The organism is Pseudomonas wenzhouensis, assembly GCF_021029445.1.
Taxonomy (GTDB): Bacteria; Pseudomonadota; Gammaproteobacteria; order Pseudomonadales; family Pseudomonadaceae; genus Aquipseudomonas; species Aquipseudomonas wenzhouensis.
In genome coordinates this window covers 2,233,181-2,257,072 of record NZ_CP072610.1, presented here as the reverse complement: position 1 = coordinate 2,257,072, position 23,892 = coordinate 2,233,181, and the positions used below count along the sequence as shown (strand labels likewise).

The following is a 23,892-nucleotide window of genomic DNA, read 5'->3' as shown; positions in this document are numbered from 1 at the left end:
GTGCCCCGCGAAACTGCGAACCTGCCCAGGTTCGGCTATATGCTACTCAGCCTGAGCCTGGGCAAGTCCTTACAAAGCAGCCTTCTCGGCTTCAGCCTGCACTTGATCGAACAGCTGCTGGCCGACTGTATCGACGACCTTCTGGATCGCCGGTGCGGCCTGCTCGCGCATGCGCTGTACTTCGGCCGGCGCCACTTCGTTGATCTGCATGCCCTTGTCTTTCAGCTCGGCCAACGCACGGGCGGCTTCCTCACGGGTGTCCTGACGCTCGAAGTCACGCGCCTTCTTCGCGGCTTCCATGAGAATGTTCTGCTCGGTCTGCGACAGGCCATCCCACCAGCGTTTGGACACGGTGACGATCCACGGGCTGTACACGTGGTTGGTCACGGTCAGGTACTTCTGCACCTCGTAGAACTTCGAGGAGAGGATGGTGTTGAACGGGTTCTCCTGGCCGTCGACGGCCTTGGTCTCCAGCGCGGTGAACAGCTCGGAGAACGGCAGCGGCACGGCATTGGCACCCATCAGTTTGAAGGTTTCGAGGAATACCGGGTTGGGCATCACGCGCAGTTTGACGCCGGAGAAATCCTCCAGCTTGCTGATCGGCCGCGTGTTGTTGGTCAGGTTGCGAAAGCCGTTTTCCCAGTACACCAGCCCGACCAGGCCCTTCTCCTCCAGCTTGTCCATCACCTGGCGACCCACCGGGCCGTCGAGCACGGCATCGGCCTGCTCGGCACTGCTAAACAGGAATGGCGTGTCCCACACCGCCATCTCCTTGGTGATGCCGACCAGGGTGGCGGTAGAGCCGACCATCATTTCCTGCGCGCCACCGATCAGCGCGCTCTGCATCTGATCGTCGGAGCCCAGGCTGGCGGCGCCGAAGGTGCGCACCTTGAGTTTGCCGTCGGAGGCCTTGGCCACCTCTTCGGCGAAGAGTTTGGCCGCACGGCCCTGGTTGCTGTTTTCGTTGAGGCCGTAACCGAAACGGATCATGCGCGAACGCACGTCATCGGCATGGGCGGTGAAGCTGGCGAGCGGGCTGCACAGCATGGCAGCGGTGAGGATGGCGAGCAGTGGACGTTTCATCGGGTCTACCTCTTATTGTTGTGAATGATGTCGGCGCGCCAACGCCGTCAGGTCAACTCAGCGCAGCCAGGCCAGCGGCACGGTGACGATGGACGGGAACGCCACCAGCAACGCGACGATGATCAGGTAAATCAGGAAGAACGGCATGACGCCGCGTACCAGCACCTCCATGCGCAACTTGCCGATACCGCCGACGACGTTAAGCACGGTGCCCACAGGCGGCGTGATCAGGCCGATGGAGCCGATCAGCACGAACATCACGCCGAAGTACACCGGATCGACGCCGGCCTTGATCGCGATGGGCGCCAGCACTGGCGCCAGAATCAGGATGGTCGGCGTCAGGTCGAGCACCATGCCCACTGCGATCATCAGCAGCATGATCGCCAGTACCAGCAGTTTGGGGTGCTCGGCCAGCGGCCCGAGCATGGCGCCGATTTCGTCCGGCAACTGCGCCAGGGTAATCATGTAGGCCGAGACCGTGGCCGCGGCGCACAGGAACATCACCGACGCCGTGGTGCGACTGGCACGGGTCAGGGTCTCCATCAGGTCGCTCCAGCTCAGCTCGCGGTAGAGCAAGGTGGACACGGCCAGCGCGTACATGGCGGCTACCACGGCGGCCTCGGTGGGCGTGAAGATCCCGAAGCGCAGACCGCCAACGATGATCACCGGCAGCATCAGGGCAGCGGCGCCGTCGATCAGCACGCGGCGACGCTCGGCGGCGCTGGCCTTGGGTGGCGTTGGCTCGGTGAAACCGCGAGCGATCAGCGTCCAGGCAACGATCAGGCCGGCGCCCATGATCAATCCCGGCACCAGGCCGGCCATGAACAGCTGGCTGATGGAGGTGTTGGTGACCACGCCATAGATCACGAACGGCATCGACGGCGGAATGATCGGCGCGATGATGCCGCCAGCGGCTACCAGGCCCGCCGAGGAATGCACCGGATAACCGCGCTGACGCATCATCGGCAACAGCAAGGTGGCCAGTGCCGCGGTATCGGCCAGGGCCGAGCCGGACATGCTGGCCAGCAGCACGGCGGCCGCAATGGCAACGTAGCCCAGACCGCCACGCAGGTGGCCGAAGTACGCCTGGGCCATGGCGATGATGCGCCGGGAAATGCCGCCGGCGTTCATCAGCTCACCAGCCAGGATGAAGAACGGCACCGCCAGCAGCGGGAAACTGTCGGCCCCGGCGAGCAGGTTCTGCGCCAGCAACTGTACGTCCCAGAAATCCAGGTACCACATCAGCACGGCCGCCGTGAGGATCAGGGCGAACGCTATGGGCATGCCAAAGGCCATGAACCCCAGCAGGGAGGAGAGAAATACCGCGACAGTCATCGGCAGGTCCTCGGTGGGCAGTGCCCGTCTTGTTGGAATTGGGCCAGCATCATTCGACGTGCGCCTGGGTCAGCGTTACCTGTGGCGCACGCCGCCAGAGATTGACCAACTGCACCACCGCCAGAATCGCCAGCACCAGCATGCTCGCCAATACCGGCAACATGGCCAGCACCACGGGGTAACCAACCACCGTACTGACGTTGCCCCAGCCGAACTGCACCTGATGCCAGGCACCCAGGGCCGAGAGCAGACTGGCGCCGGCAACCAGCAGCCAGCTCAGCGAATCCACCAGCCGTTGCGCCAGCAGCGGGAAGCGGTCGCGAATCATGCGGAAGGTCATCAGCTCGCCACGGCGCATGCTGGAGGCCACGCCGACGAACACCAGCCAGACGAAGGCCAGGCGCGATAGCTCCTCGGCACCCGGCCAGCCGGTGCCGAACACATAGCGCAGCACCACATTGGTGAACACGGCCACCACCATGAACGCCATCAGCACCGCCATCAGGTCGTCGGTCAGGCGATCGAACATGCGCGCGATGCGACCCTCATAGATCGGTTCGGCGCCTAGCTGGGCTGCCTGGTTAGCGCTATCAATTTCGCTATCGAAAATATCCTGAGCGCCGCTGGAAACCGCCTCCGAGGCATCGCGGCGCACCCATGCCTGGATATCGTCCACCAGCGCCTGTACCGGTTGCAGTGCATCGACCACACGCACATACGGCTCGCCCGCCGGGCTTTCGAGCGTGGCGAACTGGCTATCGACCAGGGAGATCGGCATGAAATGTCCGGGCCGAGCACCGACACGCTGCACCGCAGTGGCGTGGTCGATATTCAGGTGCACGAACTGCAGGCCGGGAATCGCCTGACGCAGGCGCTCACGGTAGGCACGCTTGAGCGCCGAACAGGCCAGCACGAAGCACTCGCCGGCGGCCTGCGCGGCCAGCATCTGCTCGCACAGTGCGTCCAGCCAGTGACGGCGGTCTTCATCACTCAGGGCAATGCCGGCGCGCATGCGTTCGACGTTTTCGGCAGGATGAAAATGATCGGCTTCGATATGGCGCCAGCCCAGGGCAGCTGCAACCGCCTGACTGATCTCGCTCTTACCGGAGCCACTGACCCCCATGACCACCAGGGTGGTACGGGCAGGCAATGCGGAAGGCTGCTGTTGCATGGGAACTCCATGGGCACCATCGCGTGGGCCGCTCATTGTTTGAGCCGGATGTTAGCGCTATCCAAAACGTTCGACAACCCTCCACCGGCAACATTTGGTAGAGCATTTCCTCCGCTCAAAGGCGATCCGCAGTGGATCGCCGCCGACTGACGCGATCAAGATCGCCTACCTGCCACGAAGGAGACATTTAGCGTATGCAACGGCTGAGACACTGCGCCTGGCTGCCCACCCTGTTCATGCCGCTGGTTGCCCAGGGCGAGGGTGCCAATGCCACTTACCAGGCCGAGCCACTGGTGGTGACCGGCAGCCGCTATCAGGCCAGCGGCTGGCAACTGCCCTTCTCGGTCAACCGCATCGATGCCGAACAGGCGACGCTGGGCAAACCGGGTGTCAACCTTTCCGAGGCGCTCGGCAGCGTGCCGGGCCTGGTGGTACAGAACCGCCAGAACTACGCGCAGGATCTGCAGATTTCCTCACGCGGCTTCGGCGCTCGCTCGGCCTTCGGCGTTCGTGGTATCAAGCTGCTGGCTGATGGCGTGCCGCTGTCCAACCCTGACGGCCAGGGCCAGGCCGCGACCTTCGACCTCGATACCCTGGAGCGTATCGAAGTGCTGCGCGGGCCATTCGCCAGCGTCTACGGCAGCAACTCCGGTGGCGTGATCCAGCTGTTCTCGCGTGATGGCGAAGGTGCGCCCAGGGTATCGGTCGACAGCTCGCAGGCCGCCTACGGCACCAGCCGTACTCGCATCGCGGCCGAGGGCGGCAACGACAAGGCCGGTTTCATCGTCAACCGCTCGCACTTCGAGACCGACGGTTATCGCGACCACAGCGGCGCCATCCTCGACAAGACCTTTGCCAAGCTGACGCTGTACCCGGACGATGTCAGCAAGCTCAGTCTGAGCTTCAGCGAGCTGGATCAGAATGACACCCAGGATCCACAAGGCCTGACCTGGGCTCAGGTGCAGAGCGACCGCCGCGCGGCGGCGCCCAGCGCACTGGAGTTCGATACGCGCAAGAACGTCGATCACCGCCAGTTCGCCCTCAACTACGAGCGCAGCTTTGCCGCCGGCACCTGGCAAAGCACGCTGTACAGCGGTACGCGGCGGGTGATTCAGTACCAGTCGATAGGGAAGGCATTCCAAGAAAACAACCCAAAACAATCAGGCGGTGTGATCGACTTCGAGCGCCGCTTCCACGGTATCGGCAACCGCTGGATTCAATCCTTCGACCTGGGCAGTAGCCTGCTCACTGTCACCACCGGCCTGGATTACGACTACTCGCGCGACGACCGTCAGGGCTATGAGAACTTTGTCGGCGACACCCTCGGGGTGAAAGGCAACCTGCGCCGCGACGAGCGGAACGAGGTCACCAGCCTGTCGCCCTACGTCCAGGCAGCCTGGCAACTGGGCAAGCTCGACCTGCAGGCAGGCCTACGCTACAACCATGTCGAATTTGATGTAGATGACAACTTTATCCTCTCCAGTGCCTGCCAAAATCCGCAAACTGAAAATTGCGACGACAGCGGCTCGGTCACCTACCGCGAACTGACGCCGACCCTGGGCGCCAGTTACGCCCTGCTGCCCGATCTGAACCTCTACGCCAGCTGGGGCAAGGGCGGTGAGACGCCGACGCTCAACGAACTGTCCTACTCCGGCCCCGACAACAGCTTCGGCTTCGACCTGCAGCCGGCTACCAGCGAGCAGATCGAAGTCGGCCTCAAGGCGCGTCTGACCGAGGCTACGCGCCTGCAACTGGCGCTGTTCCAGATCGATACCGACGACGAGCTGGTGGTCGAATCCGCCAGCGGTGGCCGCTCACGCTTCCAGAACGCCGCGCAAACCCGTCGTCGCGGCGTCGAGCTGGCGCTGGAAAGCCGTCTCAGCGACACCCTGCGCGCCAACCTGGCCTTCACGCAGATCGAGGCCATCTACAGCAAGAACTTCACCAGCAACACCCGCCTGATCGAATCGGGCAACAGGCTGCCGGGCATCCCCGCGCGCACCCTGTATGGCGAGCTGGCCTGGCAACCGCTGGGCTGGTTCAGCACCGCCGTCGAGGGACTCTATCGGAGCCAGCTTTACGTCGAGGACAGCAACACCGCCAAGACGGCGCCCAGCTATGCACTGTTCAACTGGCAAGCCCGCTTCGAGCAGAAGGCCGGCGCACTGACCTTTAATCAGGTGTTGCGCATCGACAACCTGCTGGATCGTGAATACATCGGCTCGGTGATCGTCGGTGACGGCAACGGCCGCTATTACGAACCCGGCCCGGAACGCGCCTGGTACGTTGGCGCCGGCGTGCAGTATCAGTTCGATTGAGGGACACGCTTTTGTAGGAGGCGCTTTAGCGGCGAGCTTTTGTCGTGGTTTGAGCACCTCCCACGCCCCATCACAAGTTGCGCGCGATCACCATCCGCTGCACATCGCTGGTGCCTTCATAGATCTGGCACACGCGCACGTCGCGGTAGATGCGCTCGACCGGGAAGTCTTTGAGGTAGCCGTATCCACCCAGGGTCTGGATCGCCGCCGAGCACACCCGCTCAGCCATTTCCGAGGCGAACAGCTTGGCCATCGACGCCTCGGTCAAACAGGGCTGACCGGCTTCGCGCAGGTTGGCGGCGTGATGCACCATCTGCCGGGCGACGGCGATCTGTGTGGCCATATCGGCCAGACGAAACGCCACCGCCTGGTGCTCGATGATCGGCTTGCCGAAGGTCACCCGCTCATGGGCGTAATCGCGCGCCGCCTCGAACGCGGCCCGCGCCATGCCCACCGCTTGCGCGGCGATACCGATGCGTCCGCCTTCCAGGTTGGCCAGGGCGATGCGATAGCCCTCACCCTCCTCGCCCAGGCGCAGATCGGCCGGGATACGCACGCCGTCGAACTGGATCTGGCAAGTATCGGAGGCATGCTGGCCGAGCTTTTCTTCGACCCGTACCACCGAAAACCCTGGCGTATCGGTGGGCACGATAAAGGCGCTGATGCCCTTCTTGCCAGCCTGCGGATCGGTCACGGCAAAGACGATGACCATGCCGGCGTGGCTGCCGGAGGTGATGAACTGCTTGGCGCCATCGAGCACGTAATGGTCGCCGTCACGCCGAGCGCGGGTACGCAGGTCGCTGGCATCGGAGCCGGCCTGCGGCTCAGTCAGGGCAAAGGCACCGAGCATCTCGCCACTGGCCAATGGGCGAAGAAATCGTTGCTTCTGCTCTTCACTGCCATATTTGAGGATCGGCATGCAGCCCACCGAGTTGTGCACGCTCATGATGGTGGAGCAGGCGCCATCACCCGCGGCGATTTCCTCGAGGGCCATGGCATAGGCCAGGTTGCTGGTCTCGGCACCGCCCCACTGCTGCGGCACCAGCATGCCCATAAAACCCAACTGGCCCATCTCGGTGATGGCTTCGGTCGGGAAGCGATGCGCGCGATCCCAGTCAGCAGCAAAGGGTTTCAGGCGCTCCTGGGCGAACTGGCGGGCCATATCACGGATCAGGATGTCTTCTTCGTTGGGCAGCATGGCTGGCTCCATACGTCGGGTGCGCCGTGCGCACCACTGTTTGGCAGAAACGCGCGGTGCGCACGGCCTGGGCGGCCCCACGACACCCTACGGGTCGATTCAATACAACTCGATGGCTACAGCGGTGGCTTCACCGCCGCCAATGCATACGGACGCCACACCACGCTTGAGCCCGCGTTGCTGCAAGGCCGCCAGCAGAGTGACCAGAATGCGCGCCCCGGACGCACCGATAGGGTGCCCCAGGGCGCAGGCGCCGCCGTGCACGTTGAGTTTGGCGTGGTCGATGCCCAGCTCACGCATGGCCACCATCGGCACCACGGCAAAAGCCTCGTTGATCTCGAACAGATCAACCGTCTCCAGGGCCCACTCGGTGCGCGCCAGCAAACGCTGGATCGCCGCCACTGGCGCGGTGGTGAACAGATTGGGCGCCTGCGCATGACCAGCATGGCCGACGATACGCGCCAGCGGCGTAAGGCCACGTTGCTGAGCCTGGGACAGGCGCATCAACAGCAGCGCGGCAGCGCCATCGGAAATGGAGCTAGCATTGGCCGCCGTCACCGTACCGCCCTCGCGGAACGCCGGCTTCAGGCCGGGAATCTTCTCCGGCCGCGCCTTGGGCGGCTGCTCGTCGCTATCCACCAGGCGCCGCTCGCGCCCCTCCGGCGCCTGCACGGCAACGATCTCGCCGGCGAAACTGCCGTCCGCAATCGCCTGCTGAGCACGGCGCAGCGACTCCAGGGCATAAGCATCCTGCTCCTCGCGGCTGAAGCGATACTGCTCGGCGCAATCCTCGGCGAAGGTGCCCATCAGCCGGCCACGCTCGTAGGCGTCCTCCAAACCGTCGAGGAACATATGGTCGAGCACCTGGCCATGGCCCATGCGATAACCACTACGGGCACGCGCCAGCAGATACGGCGCGCTGGACATGCTCTCCATGCCGCCAGCCACCAGCACATCGGCGCTGCCGACGAGCAACTGATCATGGCCGAGCATCAGCGCCTGCATGCCCGAGCCACACATCTTGTTCAGCGTGGTGCACTGCACCGCCTGGCTCAGGCCAGCCCCCAGCGCAGCCTGGCGCGCCGGGGCCTGGCCCTGACCGGCCTGCAGCACGCAGCCCATCAGCAGCGTATCCACCGCCTCGGCGGCGAGGCCGGCACGTTGCAGCGTGGCACGAATCGCCGCTGCGCCCAGTTCAGCCGCCGTCAGCCCGGCCAGATCACCGAGAAAGCCGCCCATGGGCGTGCGCGCGGAACTGACGATGACGACGGGGTCGAGTTGCTGGTTCATGAGCTTCACCTTCAATTGCGTAGCCCGGATGCAATCCGGGAAATATGCGTGGGGTCGTCCCGGATTGCATCCGGGCTGCCGTTACTTCGCCGCCATGCGCAGCGCGCCATCGAGGCGGATCACCTCGCCATTGAGCATGGCGTTCTCGACGATATGCCGCACCAATGCCGCGTACTCATCTGCTCGCCCCAGGCGCGGCGGGAACGGCACGTTGGCCGCCAGCGAATCACGCACCTCTTGCGGCATGCCGGCCATCATCGGCGTCTCGAACACGCCGGGGGCAATGCACATCACACGGATGCCCGAGCGCGCCAGATCACGCGCTGCAGGCAATGTCAGCGCCGCCACTCCGCCCTTGGACGCAGCATAGGCAGCCTGGCCCATCTGCCCGTCGAACGCCGCCACCGAGGCGGTATTGATGATGACCCCGCGTTCGCCCCCAGCGTTCGGGGTGTTTTGCGCCATGGCCTCGGCGGCGAGACGCAGCAGATTGAAGCTACCGATCAGGTTCACCTCGACGGTACGCCGGAAGCTGTCCAGACCATGCGCGCCGTTGCGCCCCAGCACCTTTTCGGCTGGTGCGATACCGGCGCAGTTGACCAATCCATGCAGCGCCCCGAAGGCCTCCAGCGCCTGCGCCACCGCTACGCGGCCATCTTCTTCGCGAGTGATATCGGCGCGCACGAAGCGTGCAGCCTCGCCCAGTTCGGTAATGGCCTGCTGCCCCGCCTCGGCGTTGATATCCAGCAGCACCACCTGGCCACCCTGCCCGACCAGTTCACGGGCCGTGGCCAGCCCAAGACCGGAGGCGCCGCCACTGATCAGGAATGTCGATTCGTCGATACGCATGCTCAGCCTCTGTGATTGTTGTGGGGTGAGATTGACAGGCAGATTTGCACAGGTTTACGTTAACGTAAAGGTAAACGAGCAATGACCATGTCCATCACCTACTCCATCTCCGATCTGGCCCGCGAACTGGACATCACCACGCGCGCCATCCGCTTCTACGAGGAGCAAGGCATGCTCGCGCCGGAGCGACGCGGTCAGGAGCGTATCTACAGCGCCAAGGACAAGGTGACGCTGAAACTCATCCTGCGTGGCAAGCGCATCGGCTTTTCGCTGGCCGAATGCCGCGAGCTGATCGAGCTGTATGACCCGGAAACCGGCAGCCGCAGGCAGTTGGAGACTTTCATGGGCAAGATCGCCGAACGCCGCCTGCAGCTTGAACAGCAGTTGCTGGATATCCAGCAGATGCAACTGGAGCTGGATACCGCCGAGGAGCGCTGCCTGGCTGCCCTGGCCGAGACTCAAGCCTAGCCAGCGCAGTGCGCAGCACAGATTCTGCCCCGGTGCGCATGGCGCACCCTACGACAACAACGACAGGTGACCCCATGAGCTACCCCACCCTCAACTTCGGCCTCGGCGAAACCCTCGACATGCTACGCGACTCGGTGCACCAGTTCGCCCAGGCCGAGCTGGCGCCGCGCGCTGCGCAGATCGACCGCGATAACGAATTCCCCATGGACATGTGGCGCAAGTTCGGCGACATGGGCCTGCTCGGCATCACGGTCAAGGAAGAGTACGGCGGCACCGACATGGGTTACCTGGCGCATGTACTGGCCATGGAGGAAATCAGCCGTGCCTCGGCCTCGGTGGGCCTGTCTTACGGCGCCCACTCCAACCTCTGCGTCAACCAGATCCACAAGAACGGCAGCGAAGCGCAGAAGCAGAAATACCTGCCCAAGCTGTGCTCCGGGGAGCATATCGGCGCCCTGGCCATGAGCGAACCCAATGCCGGCTCCGACGTGGTGTCGATGAAGCTGCGTGCGGAAAAGCGCGGCGACCGCTACGTGCTCAACGGCAACAAGATGTGGATCACCAACGGCCCGGACGCCCACACCTACGTGATCTACGCCAAGACCGACATCAACGCCGGCTCGCGTGGCATGACTGCCTTTATCGTCGAGCGCGACTTCAAGGGTTTCTCCCGCCACCAGAAGCTGGACAAGCTGGGCATGCGAGGCTCCAACACCTGCGAGCTGGTGTTCGAGGACTGCGAAGTGCCGGAAGAGAACATCTTGGGCGTCGAGGGCGGTGGCGTGCGCGTGCTGATGAGCGGCCTGGACTACGAGCGCACCGTGCTCTCCGGCGGCCCCACCGGGATCATGAGCGCCTGCATGGACGTGGTGCTGCCCCACGTGCATGAGCGCCAGCAATTCAAGCAGTCGATCGGCGAATTTCAGCTGGTGCAGGGCAAGCTGGCCGACATGTACGCCGGCATGAACGCCTCCAAGTCCTACCTCTATAACGTCGCCAAGGCCTGCGACCGCGGCGAGGAATCGCGCAAGGACGCCGCTGCGGTGATCCTCTATACCGCCGAAATGGCCACAAAAATGGCGCTGGACACCATCCAGTTGCTCGGCGGCAACGGCTACACCAACGAGTACCCGGCCGGGCGCCTGCTGCGTGACGCCAAGCTCTACGAGATCGGCGCCGGCACCAGCGAAATCCGCCGCATGCTGATCGGTCGCGAGCTGTTCAACGAGACCAAGTAAGGCATCTGTGATGGTTCCCACGCTCTGCGTGGGAACCTGAAACCGGACGCTCAGCGTCCGTTCTGGGGACGCAGAGCGTCCCTGGCGAAACTCCCACGCAGAGCGTGGGAGCGATCAAAACGGCACTGTGCGCACGGCGCACCCTACAGGAAGCGACCATGGCCATCCTGCACACCCAGATCAACACCCGCTCCCCGGAGTTCGCCGCCAACCAGGCGGCCATGCTCGCCCAGGTGGACGAACTGCGCGCCCTGCTCGCCCGCATCCATGAAGGCGGTGGCGCCAAGGCGCAGGAGCGCCACACCTCGCGCGGCAAGTTGCTGCCGCGTGAGCGCATAAACCGCCTGCTCGATGCCGGCTCGCCCTTTCTCGAGATCGGCCAGCTCGCCGCCCATGAGGTCTACGGCGAAGACGTACCGGCAGCTGGAGTGATCGCCGGCATCGGCCGTGTCGAAGGCGTCGAGTGCATGATCGTGGCCAACGATGCCACGGTGAAAGGCGGCTCCTACTACCCGCTGACGGTGAAGAAGCACCTGCGCGCCCAGGCCATCGCCCGCGAAAACCGCCTGCCGTGCATCTACCTGGTGGACTCCGGCGGCGCCAACCTGCCGCGCCAGGACGAGGTGTTCCCGGATCGCGAGCACTTCGGCCGGATCTTCTTCAACCAGGCCAATATGAGCGCGCTGGGCATCCCGCAGATCGCCGTGGTGATGGGCTCCTGCACCGCCGGTGGCGCCTACGTGCCGGCCATGAGCGACGAGACCATCATGGTGCGCGCACAGGCGACCATCTTCCTCGCCGGCCCGCCGCTGGTGAAGGCCGCCACCGGCGAAGTGGTGACCGCCGAAGAACTCGGCGGCGCCGACGTGCACTGCAAGACCAGCGGCGTGGCCGACCACTACGCCGAGGACGACGAACACGCCCTGGCCCTGGCCCGCCGCTGCATCAGCAATTTGAACTGGCGCAAGCTCGGCCAGCTCGACAGCCGCGCGCCCATCGCCCCACGCTACGCCGCCGAGGAGCTGTACGGGGTGATTCCGGCCGACGCCAAGCAGCCCTTCGATGTGCGTGAGGTGATCACGCGGATCGTCGACGACTCGCAACTGGATGAATTCAAGGCGCTGTTCGGCACCACCCTGGTGTGCGGCTTCGCCCGCATCAATGGCTATCCGGTGGCGATCCTGGCCAACAACGGCATTCTGTTCGCTGAAGCCGCACAGAAAGGTGCGCACTTCGTCGAGTTGGCCTGCCAGCGCGGCATCCCGCTGCTGTTCTTGCAGAACATCACTGGTTTCATGGTCGGCAAAAAGTACGAGGAAGGCGGCATCGCCAAGCACGGCGCCAAACTGGTCACCGCCGTGGCCTGCGCCCAGGTGCCCAAGTTCACCGTGATCATCGGCGGCAGCTTCGGTGCCGGCAACTACGGCATGTGCGGCCGCGCCTATGATCCACGCTTCCTGTGGATGTGGCCCAACGCGCGCATCGGCGTGATGGGCGCGCAGCAGGCGGCCGGCGTGCTGGTGCAGGTAAAGCGCGAACAGGCGCAACGCGCCGGTCAGCCTTACTCCGACGAGGACGAGCAGCGCTTGAAGCAACCCATCGTCGAGCAATACGAGCAGCAGGCACACGCCTTCTACTCCAGCGCCCGACTGTGGGACGACGGCGTGATCGACCCGGCGCAGACCCGCAAGGTACTGGCCCTGGCCCTGTCCGCCAGCCTCAACGCACCGATCGAGCCGACCCGTTTCGGCGTGTTCCGTATGTGACCCCCTGTAGGAGCGGCTTCAGCCGCGAACTCTGGCACGCTGATCGCGGCTGAAGCCGCTCCTACCCAGCCTTTCGAGCCTGACACCATGACCAACTTCACCACCGTACAGCTTGAGAAAGACCCGCGCGGCTTCGCCACTCTGTGGCTGAACCGCCCGGAAAAGAACAACGCCTTCAACGCCGAGATGATCCGCGAGCTGATCCTCGCCCTCGACGCCGTCGGTGAAGACAAGAGCCTGCGTTTTCTCCTGCTGCGTGGCCGTGGTAAGCACTTCTCCGCCGGCGCCGATCTGGCCTGGATGCAGCACGCGGCCACCCTGGATTACAACGCCAACCTGAATGATGCCCGCGAACTGGCCGAGCTGATGTACAACCTGCACGGTCTGAAGATCCCCACACTGGCAATCGTCCAGGGCGCGGCCTTCGGCGGTGCGGTGGGCCTGGCCAGTTGCTGCGACATGGCCATCGGTAGCGAAGATGCGCTGTTCTCGCTGTCGGAAGTACGCATCGGCCTCGCTCCGGCAGTGATCAGCCCCTTCGTTGTGCAAGCCATCGGCGAGCGCGCCGCCAAACGCTACGCGCTGACCGCCGAGCGTTTCGACGGCAAACGTGCCCGCGAACTGGGCCTGCTCGCCGAGTGCTACCCGGCCGCTGAACTGGACGCTCAGGTCGAAGCCTGGGTCGCCAACCTGCTGCACAACAGCCCACAAGCCATGCGCGCCAGCAAGGATCTGCTGCGCGAAGTCGGCAGCGGCGAACTGACCCCGGCCCTGCGCCGCTACACCGAAAACGCCATCGCCCGTCTGCGCGTCAGCGCCGAGGGCCAGGAAGGCCTGCGCGCGTTCCTGGAAAAACGCCAACCAAGCTGGCAGGAGCCATTCGCATGATCGATACCCTGCTGGTCGCCAATCGCGGCGAAATCGCCTGCCGCGTGATGCGCACGGCCAAGGCTATGGGCATTCGCACTGTCGCCGTGCACAGCGCCATCGATGCCCATGCACGGCATGTGCGCGAAGCTGACGTCGCGGTGAACCTCGACGGCGCCAAGCCTGGCGAAAGCTACCTGCTGATCGACAAGATCATCGCCGCCGCCAAGGCCAGCGGCGCACAAGCCATCCACCCGGGCTATGGCTTTCTCTCGGAGAACGCCGGTTTCGCCCGCGCCATCGAGCAGGCCGGACTGATCTTCCTCGGCCCGCCCGGCTTGGCCATCGATGCCATGGGCAGCAAGTCGGCGGCCAAATCGCTGATGGAGGCTGCCGGCGTGCCGCTGGTGCCGGGCTACCACGGCGAAGCGCAGGATTATGAAACCTTCCGCGAAGCCGCCGCGAACATCGGCTATCCGGTGCTGCTCAAGGCAGCCGCTGGCGGCGGTGGCAAGGGCATGAAGGTGGCCGAGTCCGAGGCGCAGCTCGCCGAAACGCTGGAATCTGCCCAGCGCGAAGCGCAGTCGGCCTTCGGCGACTCGCGCATGCTGGTGGAAAAATACGTGCTCAAGCCGCGCCACGTGGAGATCCAGGTATTCGCCGACCAGCACGGCAACTGCCTGTACCTCAACGAACGCGACTGCTCGATCCAGCGCCGCCATCAGAAAGTGGTGGAAGAAGCGCCAGCGCCGGGCCTGAGCCCCGAGCTGCGCCGCGCCATGGGCGAAGCGGCGGTCAAGGCGGCGCAGGCCATCGGCTACGTCGGCGCCGGCACCGTGGAATTCCTGCTGGACGAGCGTGGTGACTTCTTCTTCATGGAGATGAACACCCGCCTGCAGGTCGAGCACCCGGTCACCGAGGCCATCACCGGCCTCGATCTGGTGGCCTGGCAGATTCGCGTCGCTCGCGGCGAACCGCTGCCGATCACCCAACAGCAGGTGCCGCTGAACGGCCACGCCATCGAGGTGCGGCTGTATGCCGAAGACCCGGATCACGATTTCCTCCCCGCCACCGGCACCCTGGCGCTGTACCGCGAGGCCGCCAGCGGCGATGGGCGTCGTATCGACAGCGGCGTGGCCGAAGGCGACAGCGTATCGCCCTTCTATGACCCGATGCTGGGCAAGCTGATCGCCTGGGGTGAGAACCGTGAGCAGGCACGTCTGCGCCTGCTGGCCATGCTCGACGACACACTGGTCGGCGGCGTGAAGACCAACCTGGCGTTTCTGCGCCGCATCCTCGCCCATCCAGCGTTCGCCGCGTGCGAGCTGGACACGGGCTTTATCCCGCGTCATCAGCAGCAGTTACTGCCTGCACCAGGCGAGTTGCCGCAGGCCTTCTGGCAACTGGCAGCCGATGCCTGGGTGCAGAGCGAGGCGCCGCTGGCGCGCAACGACGACCTGCATTCGCCCTGGGCGGCCCGCAGTGGCTGGCGCTCCGGCGGCAAGGCGGAAATCGAGCTGCACCTGAGCTGCCAGGGCGAGAGTCGCAAGGTACGGGCGGCTCAAAACGCCTGCTTGCAGGGCGAAGTGCTGCTGGCGGAGATCGACGGTACGCGCCAGCACATTTGTGCCATCCGCCGTGGTGACAGCCTCTACTTGCAATGGCAAGGCGAGCTGTACACGATCAGCCGTTTCGATCCTATCGCGGCCGCCGAGGCCAGCCATGTCCAGCATAGTGGCCTCAGTGCGCCGATGAACGGCAGCATCGTTCGTGTGCTGGTCGAGCCCGGCCAGACGGTCGAAGCAGGCGCAGCCCTGGTGGTACTGGAGGCGATGAAGATGGAGCACAGCATCCGCGCCCCCGAGGCCGGTACGGTCAAGGCGCTGTATTGCCGCGAAGGCGAAATGGTCAGCGAAGGCACGGTGCTGGTCGAGCTAGAGCCGTAGATACTGTTATCTGGCGCAAGCGACATGGAGTTCGGGGTCGAACTTTCGTCCGGACTTCAGCACGCCAAAGGCCACATGCACGAGTTTGCGCATCATGGCACCGATGATGACTTTGGCTGGCTTGCCGTTACCGGCAAGCCGGTCACGATAGCGACGCCCCCAGTCGGTTCTGTACAGAGCCACCATCGCGGGCATGTACAGCGCACTGCGCAGCCGTGAGTGACCGACCTTGGACATCCGCGGCTTGCCCCTGACGCTGCTGCCAGACTCATACGCACGCACGCTCAAGCCGGCAAAGGCAACGAATTGGCGCGCCTTGTCGAAGCGTTCTCCTCCCAGGCCGTAGGCCAATAGAACGGATAAGGTGCGTTCCCCAAGACCAGGGATGGAGGTCAGCAGCTCACGCTTGCCTCGTAACATCGGGTCATCATCAAGCGTCTGGGATATCTGCAGTTCAATACGCTTGATCTCTTCGTCGAGCCATTGCAGGTGCTTGTCCAGACTTTCACGCACCGAGTCACGGGCCGACTCGATCCGGTTCTTTTCCTCGGTGCGCATGGTCACTAGGCCTTGAAGGCGCAGTACCAGCGCTTTTAACCGCTGCTCCGAAAGTGATGGAGCAACCCAAAGGGCAGGTTGTCGTTGCCGACAATAATCAGCCAACGCCCTTGCATCGATTGCATCAGTCTTGCTACGCAGACCCAGCGATTGAGCATGGGCTTTGGCCAGGGCTGGATTGATGACACTGACGCGATGCCCCGCATTGGCCAGATGTACAGCCACTGCCTCCCAGTAGATGCCCGTAGCCTCCATACAGATGTGCACTGTTGCTTGGGCGTGCTGATCGATCCAAGCGCACAACCCGACAAACCCTTCGGGGTTATTGGCGAAGACCTTGTTCTTGAATTTTGCACCCAGCATCAGGGCGCAATCGATTTTCTTCTTGGATATGTCGATTCCCAGAGGGATGAAGTCAAAAGAGCTCATGGCTTGCGCGATCCACCTTGTGAATGCTGACTCACGGCTTGGCCGGGTCGAAGATACTGTCCGATCTCTGGCAAGTTAAAGCAGGCAAACCGGTGCGAAATCTACATCACGGCCTTGTCGCCAAGGGTGGATACGGCATCCGGGTGCCTTGTGCTCAAGAGCGACTTGAGCAAAAACAAAATACAAGGGTGGATCACGCTTCACCGATCCACCGCATTCGCCTTGGACAAGGTGGGCTGAAGCCCACCCTACGCAGCAGATCTCGTGGGATGGGCCGGGCGGCGATCCGCTTCAGTCGCGTAGGGTGGGCTTCAGCCCACCGATTCAACTCGCTTTACTACGTCTTGCCGCAGACGGTGCGCACAGCGCACCCTACGGCATCCGCAACACCCGTGAGGACACCCTGATGAACCTGCCCAAATCCGTACGCCTGGTCGAAGTCGGCCCGCGCGACGGCCTGCAGAACGAGAAACAACCGATCAGCGTCGCCGACAAGGTACGCCTCACCGACGATCTCAGCGCCGCCGGCCTGAGCTATATCGAGGTGGGCAGCTTCGTCTCGCCCAAATGGGTGCCACAAATGGCTGGCTCCGCCGAAGTGTTCGCCGGTATCAAGCGGAAACCGGGCATCACCTACGCCGCCCTGGCGCCCAACCTGAAAGGCTTCGAGGCCGCGCTGGAGGCCAAGGTGGAAGAAGTGGCAGTGTTCGCCGCCGCCAGCGAGGCCTTCTCGCAGAAGAACATCAACTGCTCCATCGCCGAGAGCCTGCAGCGCTTCGTGCCGCTCCTGGAGGCCGCGAAAGCCGCCAATGTACGCGTACGCGGCTACGTCTCCTGCGTGCTGGGCTGCCCTTATGACGGCAACGTCGCCCCCGAGCAGGTCGCCAGCGTCGCCCGTGAACTCTATGCCATGGGCTGTTACGAGGTATCGCTGGGTGACACCATCGGCACCGGCACTGCAGGCCATGCACGCAAAATGATCGAGGTGGTTGGCCGCGAGATCCCGCGCGACAAGCTCGCCGGACACTTCCACGACACCTATGGCCAGGCGCTGGCCAATATCTACGCCAGCCTGCTCGAAGGCATCAGCGTGTTCGACAGCTCGGTTGCCGGCCTGGGCGGCTGCCCCTACGCCAAAGGCGCCACCGGTAACGTCGCCACCGAAGACGTGCTGTACCTCATGCAAGGCCTTGGCATCGAAACCGGCGTGGATATGAACCAGCTGATCGCTGCCGGGCAGCGTATTTGCCAAGTGCTGGGCAAGCACAACGGTTCGCGGGTGGCGCGGGCGCGCCTGAGTCAATGAGTGCAGGCGGATGACGCGTTGCTCATCCACCGTTGTGGTGGATCGGTGAGGCGTGATCGACGACGCGCAGTCCAGGATTACAGGCGGACTACAGGCTAAGCTGAAGTCGAGGGACAAGCACGACGAGGACTGAGCCATGCAGCACCCGCTATGGACACCTTCGCCCGCACGTATCGCCGCCAGCCGAATGGGCGCCTTCCGCTGCTTCGTCAACCAGCGCCATGGGCTGCAACTGGCCGACTACCCAGCCCTGCATGCCTGGAGCGTCGCGCAGCGTGAAGCCTTCTGGCAGGCCATCGTCGATTTCTTCGACATCCGCTTGCACACCCCCGCCGCATGCGTGCTGCGCGAAGGCCCGGCGATGCCGGACGCGCAGTGGTTCCCCGGTGCCACGCTGAATTTCGCCGAGCACCTGCTGCGTCGCCGCGACGGTCACCCGGCGCTGGTGGCCATCGCCGAGGACGGCAGCCGCGAACAACTCAGTCATGCGCAACTGGCCGCTCATATCGCCGGCCTGCAAAGAGCCCTGCGCGAGGCCGGCGTAGGCATCGGCGACCGCGTCGCGGCCTTCATGCCCAACACCTGGCAGACGGTGGTGGGTATGCTCGCCAGCGCCAGCCTGGGCGCCACCTGGTCGAGTTGCTCGCCGGACTTCGGCACCCAGGGCGTGCTCGACCGCTTCGGTCAGATCGAGCCCAAGGTGCTGATCGCTGCCGCCGGCTACCGTTACGCCGGCAAGTCCATCGACCTGACCGACAAAATCAATGAAATTCTCGCGCAACTGCCCAGCCTGGAGCGCCTGGTGATCGTGCCCTACTCACGCCATGAGGCCAGCCCAGCAGATTACAAGTCAGTTGCTCCAGTGGCCCTGTGGCAGGACTTCTACCAACCCGGCGGCGCGCCGCAGTTCACCCCGGTGCCGTTCGACCAGCCGCTGTATATCCTATACTCCAGCGGCACCACCGGCGTACCCAAGTGCATCGTCCATGGTGTTGGCGGCACCCTCTTGCAGCACCTCAAGGAACTGGGGCTGCACACCGACCTCGGCGCCAGCGACACCCTGTTCTACTACACCACCTGCGGCTGGATGATGTGGAACTGGCAGGTAGCAGGCCTGGCCCTGGGCGCCACCCTGGTGCTCTACGACGGCTCCCCCTTCCATCCTGCCCCCACGCGCCTGATCGACCTGATCGATGCCGAGAACATCTCGGTGTTCGGCACCAGCGCCAAATTCATCAGCGCACTGGAGAAGGCCGGCGTCAAACCGCGCGCGAGCCACACGCTGACCTCACTCAGGACGATCCTCTCCACCGGCTCGCCGCTGGCTCATGAAAGCTTCGACTACGTCTACCGCGACGTGAAAGCGGATCTGTGCTTGTCGTCGATCTCCGGCGGCACCGACATCGTCTCCTGCTTCGCCCTGGGCAACCCGACCCTGCCCGTCTGGCGCGGCGAGCTGCAGTGCAAGGGCCTGGGAATGGACGTGCAGGTGTGGGATGCAGACGGCCACCCGCTGAGCAGCGGCAAGGGCGAGTTGGTCTGCACCCGGCATTTTCCCTCGATGCCGCTGGGCTTCTGGAATGACGCTGATGGCGATAAATTCCGCGCTGCCTATTTCGCCACCTTCCCCGGCATCTGGGCCCACGGCGACTATGCCGAACAAACCGCGCATGGCGGCCTGCTCATCCATGGCCGCTCCGATGCCGTGCTCAACCCCGGCGGCGTGCGCATCGGCAGCGCAGAAATCTACCGTCAGGTGGAAAAGGTGCCGCAGGTACTGGAATCCATCGTCATCGGTCAGGACTGGCAAGGTGACGTACGCGTGGTGCTGTTCGTGCGCCTGCGCGATGGCGTGACGCTCGACGATAGCCTGCGTGAGGAGATCTGCCAGGCGATTCGCACCAACACCACACCGCGCCACGTACCGGCGAAAATCCTTCAGGTCGCCGATATTCCGCGCACCTTCAGCGGCAAGATCGTCGAACTGGCTGTGCGCAACGTCATCCATGGCCAACCGGTGAGGAATACCGACGCCCTGGCCAACCCGCAGGCCCTGGCGCTGTACCGAAATTTGCCCGAGTTGAATGAGTAGTCATGGCCCGAAGCCAGCACCCGGAAAAATCACTATACTGGCGCCATTTTTTCGTCCTCACTGAAATCGGGCCTGAATCGGGGGCCGATGGGGTACGCGGCGAGGGAGCGTCATGAACATCATCCAGCGCAACAACGTTCACTGTTTACCGGCAGCAGCGCACGATGCGCCAACGCTCGTCTATGGCCACGGTTTTGGTTGCAACAAGGACATGTGGAGCAGGGTCACGCCAGCCTTCACCCCGGCCTATCGGCAGGTTCTGTTCGACTATGTCGGCAGTGGCGAGTCCGACGCCAGCGCCTTCGATCCGATCCGCTACGGCCGGCTACAGGGTTATGTCGATGACCTGCTGGAAGTGTGCGATGCCCTCGCACTGTCGGGCGACCTGACCTTCGTCGGTCACTCGATCAGTTGCAGCATCGGCATACTCGCCGCCATCAGGCGCCCTCAGCTGTTTTCTCGGCTGATTCTTCTGGGCCCATCACCCTGCTTTCTCAACGACGAAGCGGATTACCGTGGCGGATTCGAACGCCAGGATCTGGAAGGGCTGCTGGAGCTGATGGCGCACAACTACATGGGCTGGGCCAAACAGTTCGCCCCGGTGGTCAGCGCCGCCGATGAATCGGCCGTCACCACACAACTCTCCGACAGTTTCTGCTCGACCGATCCGCTGATGGCCCGCACCTTCGCTCAGGCCACGTTCCTGTCCGATATACGCCCGGCGCTGCCGTCCTGCCCGGTGCCGAGCCTGATCCTGCACCACCAGCGTGACGCGCTGGTACCCGGCGCAGTTGCCGACTATCTGCACAAAGCGCTCGCCGACAGCAGGCTGGAAATCCTCGAAGTCAGCGGCCATTGCGCGCACATGAGCCACCCCGAGCTGGTCAGTGCCGCCATGCATCGCTATTTGCAGGGAGTCAACAGCCGTGTTCTATCTTGACTGTCTGCCCTGCCCGGTTCTGGTGACCGACTGCAATGGCCGCATCAAGCATGCCAACAACGATTTCAAGCGCCTGACAGACGCGGCCCTGAGCGGCGATATGGATCAGTTCTTTCCGCCAGCCAGCCGTATCTTCCTGCAAACCCATGCCTGGCCTTTGCTGCTGCGCAATGGCGAGTTCAACGAACTCTATCTGCAGCTGCAGTCGGGCGGCGGGCAGCTGATGCCCGTGATGACCAATGCCCGCATCAGTGAAGCCGAGGGTTCTGCCGAAGTCATCTGGCTGTTCTTCATCGCCAAGGATCGCCAGCGTTTCGAGACCGAGCTGCTCAAGGCCCGCCAGCAGGCACAGGAAAGTGCTGCACAACTGGCCAAGGCCAATCTGGCGCTGCAAAGCGCCTACGCGCAACTGGCCAACTACACGGTGGAAGTGGAAAGCGAGGCCGAACAGTTGGCACAACTGAGCCACAGCGACCCACTGACTGCATTGAGCAACCGCAGGGCACTGTCCCTGCATGTCGAACATTGGCTCGCCACTGCCACGGCGCAGGCCAATGGCAGCCTGCTGTTGATCGATATCGATCATTTCAAGCAGGTCAATGATCGTTTTGGCCACGCCGAGGGCGACAGGGTTCTGGTAGACCTCGCTCAGCGCCTGCTGCACAGCGTACGCAGTGGCGACAGCGTCGTGCGCTATGGCGGTGAGGAGTTTGCGATCTGGTTACCCGACGCTGATCTGGATGAAGCCAGCGATATTGCCCAGCGCGTGCATGAGCAGATCAGAACCCTGCAGGTTGCCAATGAAACGGTCACGGTGAGCATTGGCATTGCCTGCCTGCAACCTTGTGAACGCTACCTGACACAGTTGCTGGCAGCCGCCGACAGGGCACTGTATGAGGCCAAGGCCCAGGGCAGGAATCGCAGCGTCCGCCATGAGTAAGCCGCGTGCGCCGGGTCAAGGTGCACAGCGCCAATGCCCTCTACACTTCAGGTCACACTGACAACGGAACGTTAGCCGTGCACAACCTCTACTGCATATTCGCCACCGTGCTCTTCGCCGCAGCAGCATCGGCTGACGAGCCGGTGAAACTGTACATGCCGGACGCACCGCCGCTGACGCTGCACCAATACGAGGGCGGTCATGGCATGGTCGGCGATGTCACCCTGGCGGCTCTGGCCAGGCTCGGCAAACTGACCGAAATCGTTGCCGAACCCTGGCCACGCGCCCAGGCCAGCGTGGCCAGAGGTCGCAACATGCTGATCATTCCCCTGTCGCGCACGCCCGAACGCGAGGAGCTGTACACCTGGATCGCGCCGGTCATGGAACTGGAGCGTGCCTTCTTCAGCCTCGACGAGCCCGTGACGAGCTTCGCCGAGGCCCGTCAGCGTTACCGCCGCATCGGCGTTGGCCTGGGCACTGCGCAGGTCGCCATCCTCCAGCGTGAAGGCTTTCGCGACGAGCAGATCGTGCAACTCACGTCGGGCGAAAACCCCGTCCACCTGCTGAACCTGGAGCGTATCGACGCCTGGTTCACCGGCGTGCCGGAGGCGCTGTATATCTGGGAAGGTTCGAATTATCGCCAGCAGAATCTGCGCCGAAGCCCGACGCTGGTCAGTACCGGCCTCTATCTGAGCTGCTCGAAGGAATGCGATGCGCGACTGGTCGAAGACTTGCGCAGCGCCATCGCCGAACTCGAACTGGAAGGTATCAGCCAGCGCCTGCGTCAGGCCTATCTGCCGCTGCAGCCTGATCCTTGACGACCTGGCTGCCTGCCAGGCCCTGTTCTTTCCGCGATCCGTCAAATACCCTGCCGCCCCGGATCTTCTGGCAACGGCTCCTGCTCGATCTCCTCCAGCTTCAGTTCCAGCCCCCAATCACCGGCTGCAGCACTTTTCACTGCAACGGGCTGCGCCGCAGGGGCAGCAGCTACTGCAGGTGCAGGCCGTGCGTTGGCCGGGTTGTCGCGATGCAGCTTGAGTTTCAGGCGCACGTTGTTCGCCGAGTCGGCGTTCTTCACCGCCTCTTCCTCGTCGATTGCACCTTCGTGCACCAGATCGATCAGCGCCTGGTCGAAAGTCTGCATGCCGAGGTTCTTGGACTTCTCCATGATTTCCTTCAGCTCGGAAAACTCGTTGCGCTTGATCAGGTCGCGCACCGTCGGCGTGCCCAGCATCACCTCCACTGCGGCGCGGCGCTTGCCGTCAAGCGTCTTGACCAGGCGCTGGGAAACGAACGCCTTGAGGTTGTTGCCCAGGTCGTTGAGCAACTGCGGACGGCGATCTTCCGGGAAGAAGTTGATGATGCGGTCCAGCGCCTGGTTGGCATTGTTGGCGTGCAGCGTGGAGATCGCCAGGTGTCCGGTATCGGCGAAGGCCAGGGCGTGCTCCATGGTTTCGCGGTCGCGAATTTCGCCAATCAGGATCACATCCGGCGCCTGACGCAGGGTGTTCTTCAATGCCGCATGGAAGCTGCGGGTATCCACGCCCACCTCGCGCTGGTTGATGATCGACTTCTTGTGCCGGTGCACATACTCCACCGGGTCTTCGATGGTGATGATGTGACCGCCGCTGTTGCGATTGCGGTAGTCGATCAGCGCCGCCAGCGAGGTCGACTTGCCCGAACCGGTGCCGCCGACGAACAGCACCAGGCCGCGCTTCTCCATCACCGTGCCGAGCAGCACTTCGGGCAGTTTGAGGTCTTCGAAACGCGGAATATCCAGCTTGATGTTGCGCGCGACGATGGACACCTCGTTACGCTGCTTGAAGATGTTGATGCGGAAACGCCCGACCCCGGTCAGCGATATCGCCAGGTTCATCTCCAGTTCGCGCTCGAATTCCTCACGCTGGGCACTGTCCATGATCGAGTCGGCAATCGCCGCCACATCGCCGGCTTTCATCGGCTCCTGGCTCAGTGCCTTGAGCACGCCGTTGAACTTGGCGCAAGGCGGCGCGCCAGTGGACAGATACAGATCGGAGCCATCCTGACTGGACAGGATTTTCAGCATTGCGTGGAGATCCATGGCGGCGTTTCCGTGAGC

The 23,892-nt window shown here is 63.7% G+C and carries 19 protein-coding genes; 11 read left to right on the top strand and 8 right to left on the bottom strand.

Going from position 1 to position 23,892, the window contains the following annotated elements; genetic code table 11:
• Nucleotides 1–69 precede the first annotated feature (69 nt).
• The 3 genes from J7655_RS10325 to J7655_RS10315 are packed head-to-tail and all read right to left on the bottom strand — an operon-like array spanning nucleotide 70 to nucleotide 3,589.
• On the bottom strand, nucleotides 70–1,083 hold the full coding sequence (locus J7655_RS10325) for a TRAP transporter substrate-binding protein (protein ID WP_230924373.1): 1,014 nt from the start codon (nucleotides 1,081–1,083) through the stop codon (nucleotides 70–72).
• Between the two features lie 57 nt (nucleotides 1,084–1,140).
• The gene (locus J7655_RS10320; protein WP_045736001.1) at nucleotides 1,141–2,418 is read right to left on the bottom strand and encodes a TRAP transporter large permease; all 1,278 of its coding nucleotides are present in this window, start codon (nucleotides 2,416–2,418) and stop codon (nucleotides 1,141–1,143) included.
• A 49-nt stretch (nucleotides 2,419–2,467) separates the two neighbouring features.
• Nucleotides 2,468–3,589, bottom strand: a complete 1,122-nt coding sequence (locus J7655_RS10315) for a gluconokinase, GntK/IdnK-type (RefSeq protein WP_230924372.1) — start codon at nucleotides 3,587–3,589, stop codon at nucleotides 2,468–2,470.
• Nucleotides 3,590–3,783: 194 nt separating this feature from the next.
• Here J7655_RS10315 and J7655_RS10310 point away from each other — a divergent pair, with 194 nt between their 5' ends.
• Nucleotides 3,784–5,907: a TonB-dependent receptor family protein gene (locus J7655_RS10310; protein ID WP_230924371.1), complete on the top strand. Its 2,124-nt coding sequence runs from the start codon at nucleotides 3,784–3,786 to the stop codon at nucleotides 5,905–5,907.
• A gap of 70 nt (nucleotides 5,908–5,977) precedes the next feature.
• On the opposite strand, the gene J7655_RS10305 is transcribed toward J7655_RS10310, so the two are convergent.
• From J7655_RS10305 to J7655_RS10295, 3 genes are all read right to left on the bottom strand, one after another.
• A complete protein-coding gene (locus tag J7655_RS10305; protein ID WP_230924370.1) occupies nucleotides 5,978–7,105 on the bottom strand; it encodes an acyl-CoA dehydrogenase family protein in 1,128 nt (375 codons plus the stop codon).
• A gap of 99 nt (nucleotides 7,106–7,204) precedes the next feature.
• On the bottom strand, nucleotides 7,205–8,395 hold the full coding sequence (locus J7655_RS10300) for an acetyl-CoA C-acyltransferase (protein WP_230924369.1): 1,191 nt from the start codon (nucleotides 8,393–8,395) through the stop codon (nucleotides 7,205–7,207).
• An 81-nt stretch (nucleotides 8,396–8,476) separates the two neighbouring features.
• The gene (locus J7655_RS10295; protein WP_230924368.1) at nucleotides 8,477–9,244 is read right to left on the bottom strand and encodes a 3-hydroxyacyl-CoA dehydrogenase; all 768 of its coding nucleotides are present in this window, start codon (nucleotides 9,242–9,244) and stop codon (nucleotides 8,477–8,479) included.
• Nucleotides 9,245–9,331: 87 nt separating this feature from the next.
• Between J7655_RS10295 and J7655_RS10290 the strand changes: the two genes are divergently transcribed.
• The 5 genes from J7655_RS10290 to J7655_RS10270 all read left to right on the top strand — a co-directional run bounded on the left by J7655_RS10290 (nucleotide 9,332) and on the right by J7655_RS10270 (nucleotide 15,529).
• A complete protein-coding gene (locus tag J7655_RS10290) occupies nucleotides 9,332–9,712 on the top strand; it encodes a MerR family transcriptional regulator (protein ID WP_230924367.1) in 381 nt (126 codons plus the stop codon).
• A gap of 74 nt (nucleotides 9,713–9,786) precedes the next feature.
• Nucleotides 9,787–10,950: an isovaleryl-CoA dehydrogenase gene (locus tag J7655_RS10285; protein WP_230924366.1), complete on the top strand. Its 1,164-nt coding sequence runs from the start codon at nucleotides 9,787–9,789 to the stop codon at nucleotides 10,948–10,950.
• 158 nt (nucleotides 10,951–11,108) lie between these two features.
• Nucleotides 11,109–12,716, top strand: coding sequence for a carboxyl transferase domain-containing protein (locus tag J7655_RS10280; RefSeq protein ID WP_230924365.1), 1,608 nt, complete (start codon nucleotides 11,109–11,111; stop codon nucleotides 12,714–12,716).
• A gap of 87 nt (nucleotides 12,717–12,803) precedes the next feature.
• A complete protein-coding gene (locus J7655_RS10275; RefSeq protein ID WP_230924364.1) occupies nucleotides 12,804–13,604 on the top strand; it encodes a gamma-carboxygeranoyl-CoA hydratase in 801 nt (266 codons plus the stop codon).
• Nucleotides 13,601–15,529 (top strand): acetyl/propionyl/methylcrotonyl-CoA carboxylase subunit alpha, encoded by a 1,929-nt coding sequence (locus tag J7655_RS10270; RefSeq protein ID WP_230924363.1) that lies wholly within the window; start codon nucleotides 13,601–13,603, stop codon nucleotides 15,527–15,529. The genes J7655_RS10275 and J7655_RS10270 overlap by 4 nt, the downstream gene beginning before the upstream one ends.
• A 6-nt stretch (nucleotides 15,530–15,535) precedes the next feature.
• Here J7655_RS10270 and J7655_RS10265 read toward each other — a convergent pair whose 3' ends face one another.
• A complete protein-coding gene (locus tag J7655_RS10265; RefSeq protein WP_230924362.1) occupies nucleotides 15,536–16,516 on the bottom strand; it encodes an IS110 family RNA-guided transposase in 981 nt (326 codons plus the stop codon).
• 406 nt (nucleotides 16,517–16,922) lie between these two features.
• On the opposite strand from J7655_RS10265, the gene J7655_RS10260 reads away from it, so the two are divergent.
• From J7655_RS10260 to J7655_RS10240, 5 genes are all read left to right on the top strand, one after another.
• On the top strand, nucleotides 16,923–17,822 hold the full coding sequence (locus J7655_RS10260) for a hydroxymethylglutaryl-CoA lyase (protein WP_230924361.1): 900 nt from the start codon (nucleotides 16,923–16,925) through the stop codon (nucleotides 17,820–17,822).
• A gap of 136 nt (nucleotides 17,823–17,958) precedes the next feature.
• Nucleotides 17,959–19,914, top strand: a complete 1,956-nt coding sequence (locus J7655_RS10255) for an acetoacetate--CoA ligase (protein ID WP_230924360.1) — start codon at nucleotides 17,959–17,961, stop codon at nucleotides 19,912–19,914.
• Nucleotides 19,915–20,026: 112 nt separating this feature from the next.
• A complete protein-coding gene (locus J7655_RS10250) occupies nucleotides 20,027–20,854 on the top strand; it encodes an alpha/beta fold hydrolase (RefSeq protein WP_230924359.1) in 828 nt (275 codons plus the stop codon).
• The gene (locus tag J7655_RS10245; protein ID WP_230924358.1) at nucleotides 20,841–21,794 is read left to right on the top strand and encodes a sensor domain-containing diguanylate cyclase; all 954 of its coding nucleotides are present in this window, start codon (nucleotides 20,841–20,843) and stop codon (nucleotides 21,792–21,794) included. Before J7655_RS10250 ends, J7655_RS10245 begins: the two co-directional genes overlap by 14 nt.
• Before the next feature lie 155 nt (nucleotides 21,795–21,949).
• Complete coding sequence (locus tag J7655_RS10240; RefSeq protein ID WP_420850942.1) at nucleotides 21,950–22,612, top strand: substrate-binding periplasmic protein; 663 nt, start codon at nucleotides 21,950–21,952, stop codon at nucleotides 22,610–22,612.
• 41 nt (nucleotides 22,613–22,653) lie between these two features.
• On the opposite strand, the gene J7655_RS10235 is transcribed toward J7655_RS10240, so the two are convergent.
• The gene (locus tag J7655_RS10235; RefSeq protein ID WP_230924356.1) at nucleotides 22,654–23,874 is read right to left on the bottom strand and encodes a PilT/PilU family type 4a pilus ATPase; all 1,221 of its coding nucleotides are present in this window, start codon (nucleotides 23,872–23,874) and stop codon (nucleotides 22,654–22,656) included.
• Nucleotides 23,875–23,892 lie beyond the last annotated feature (18 nt).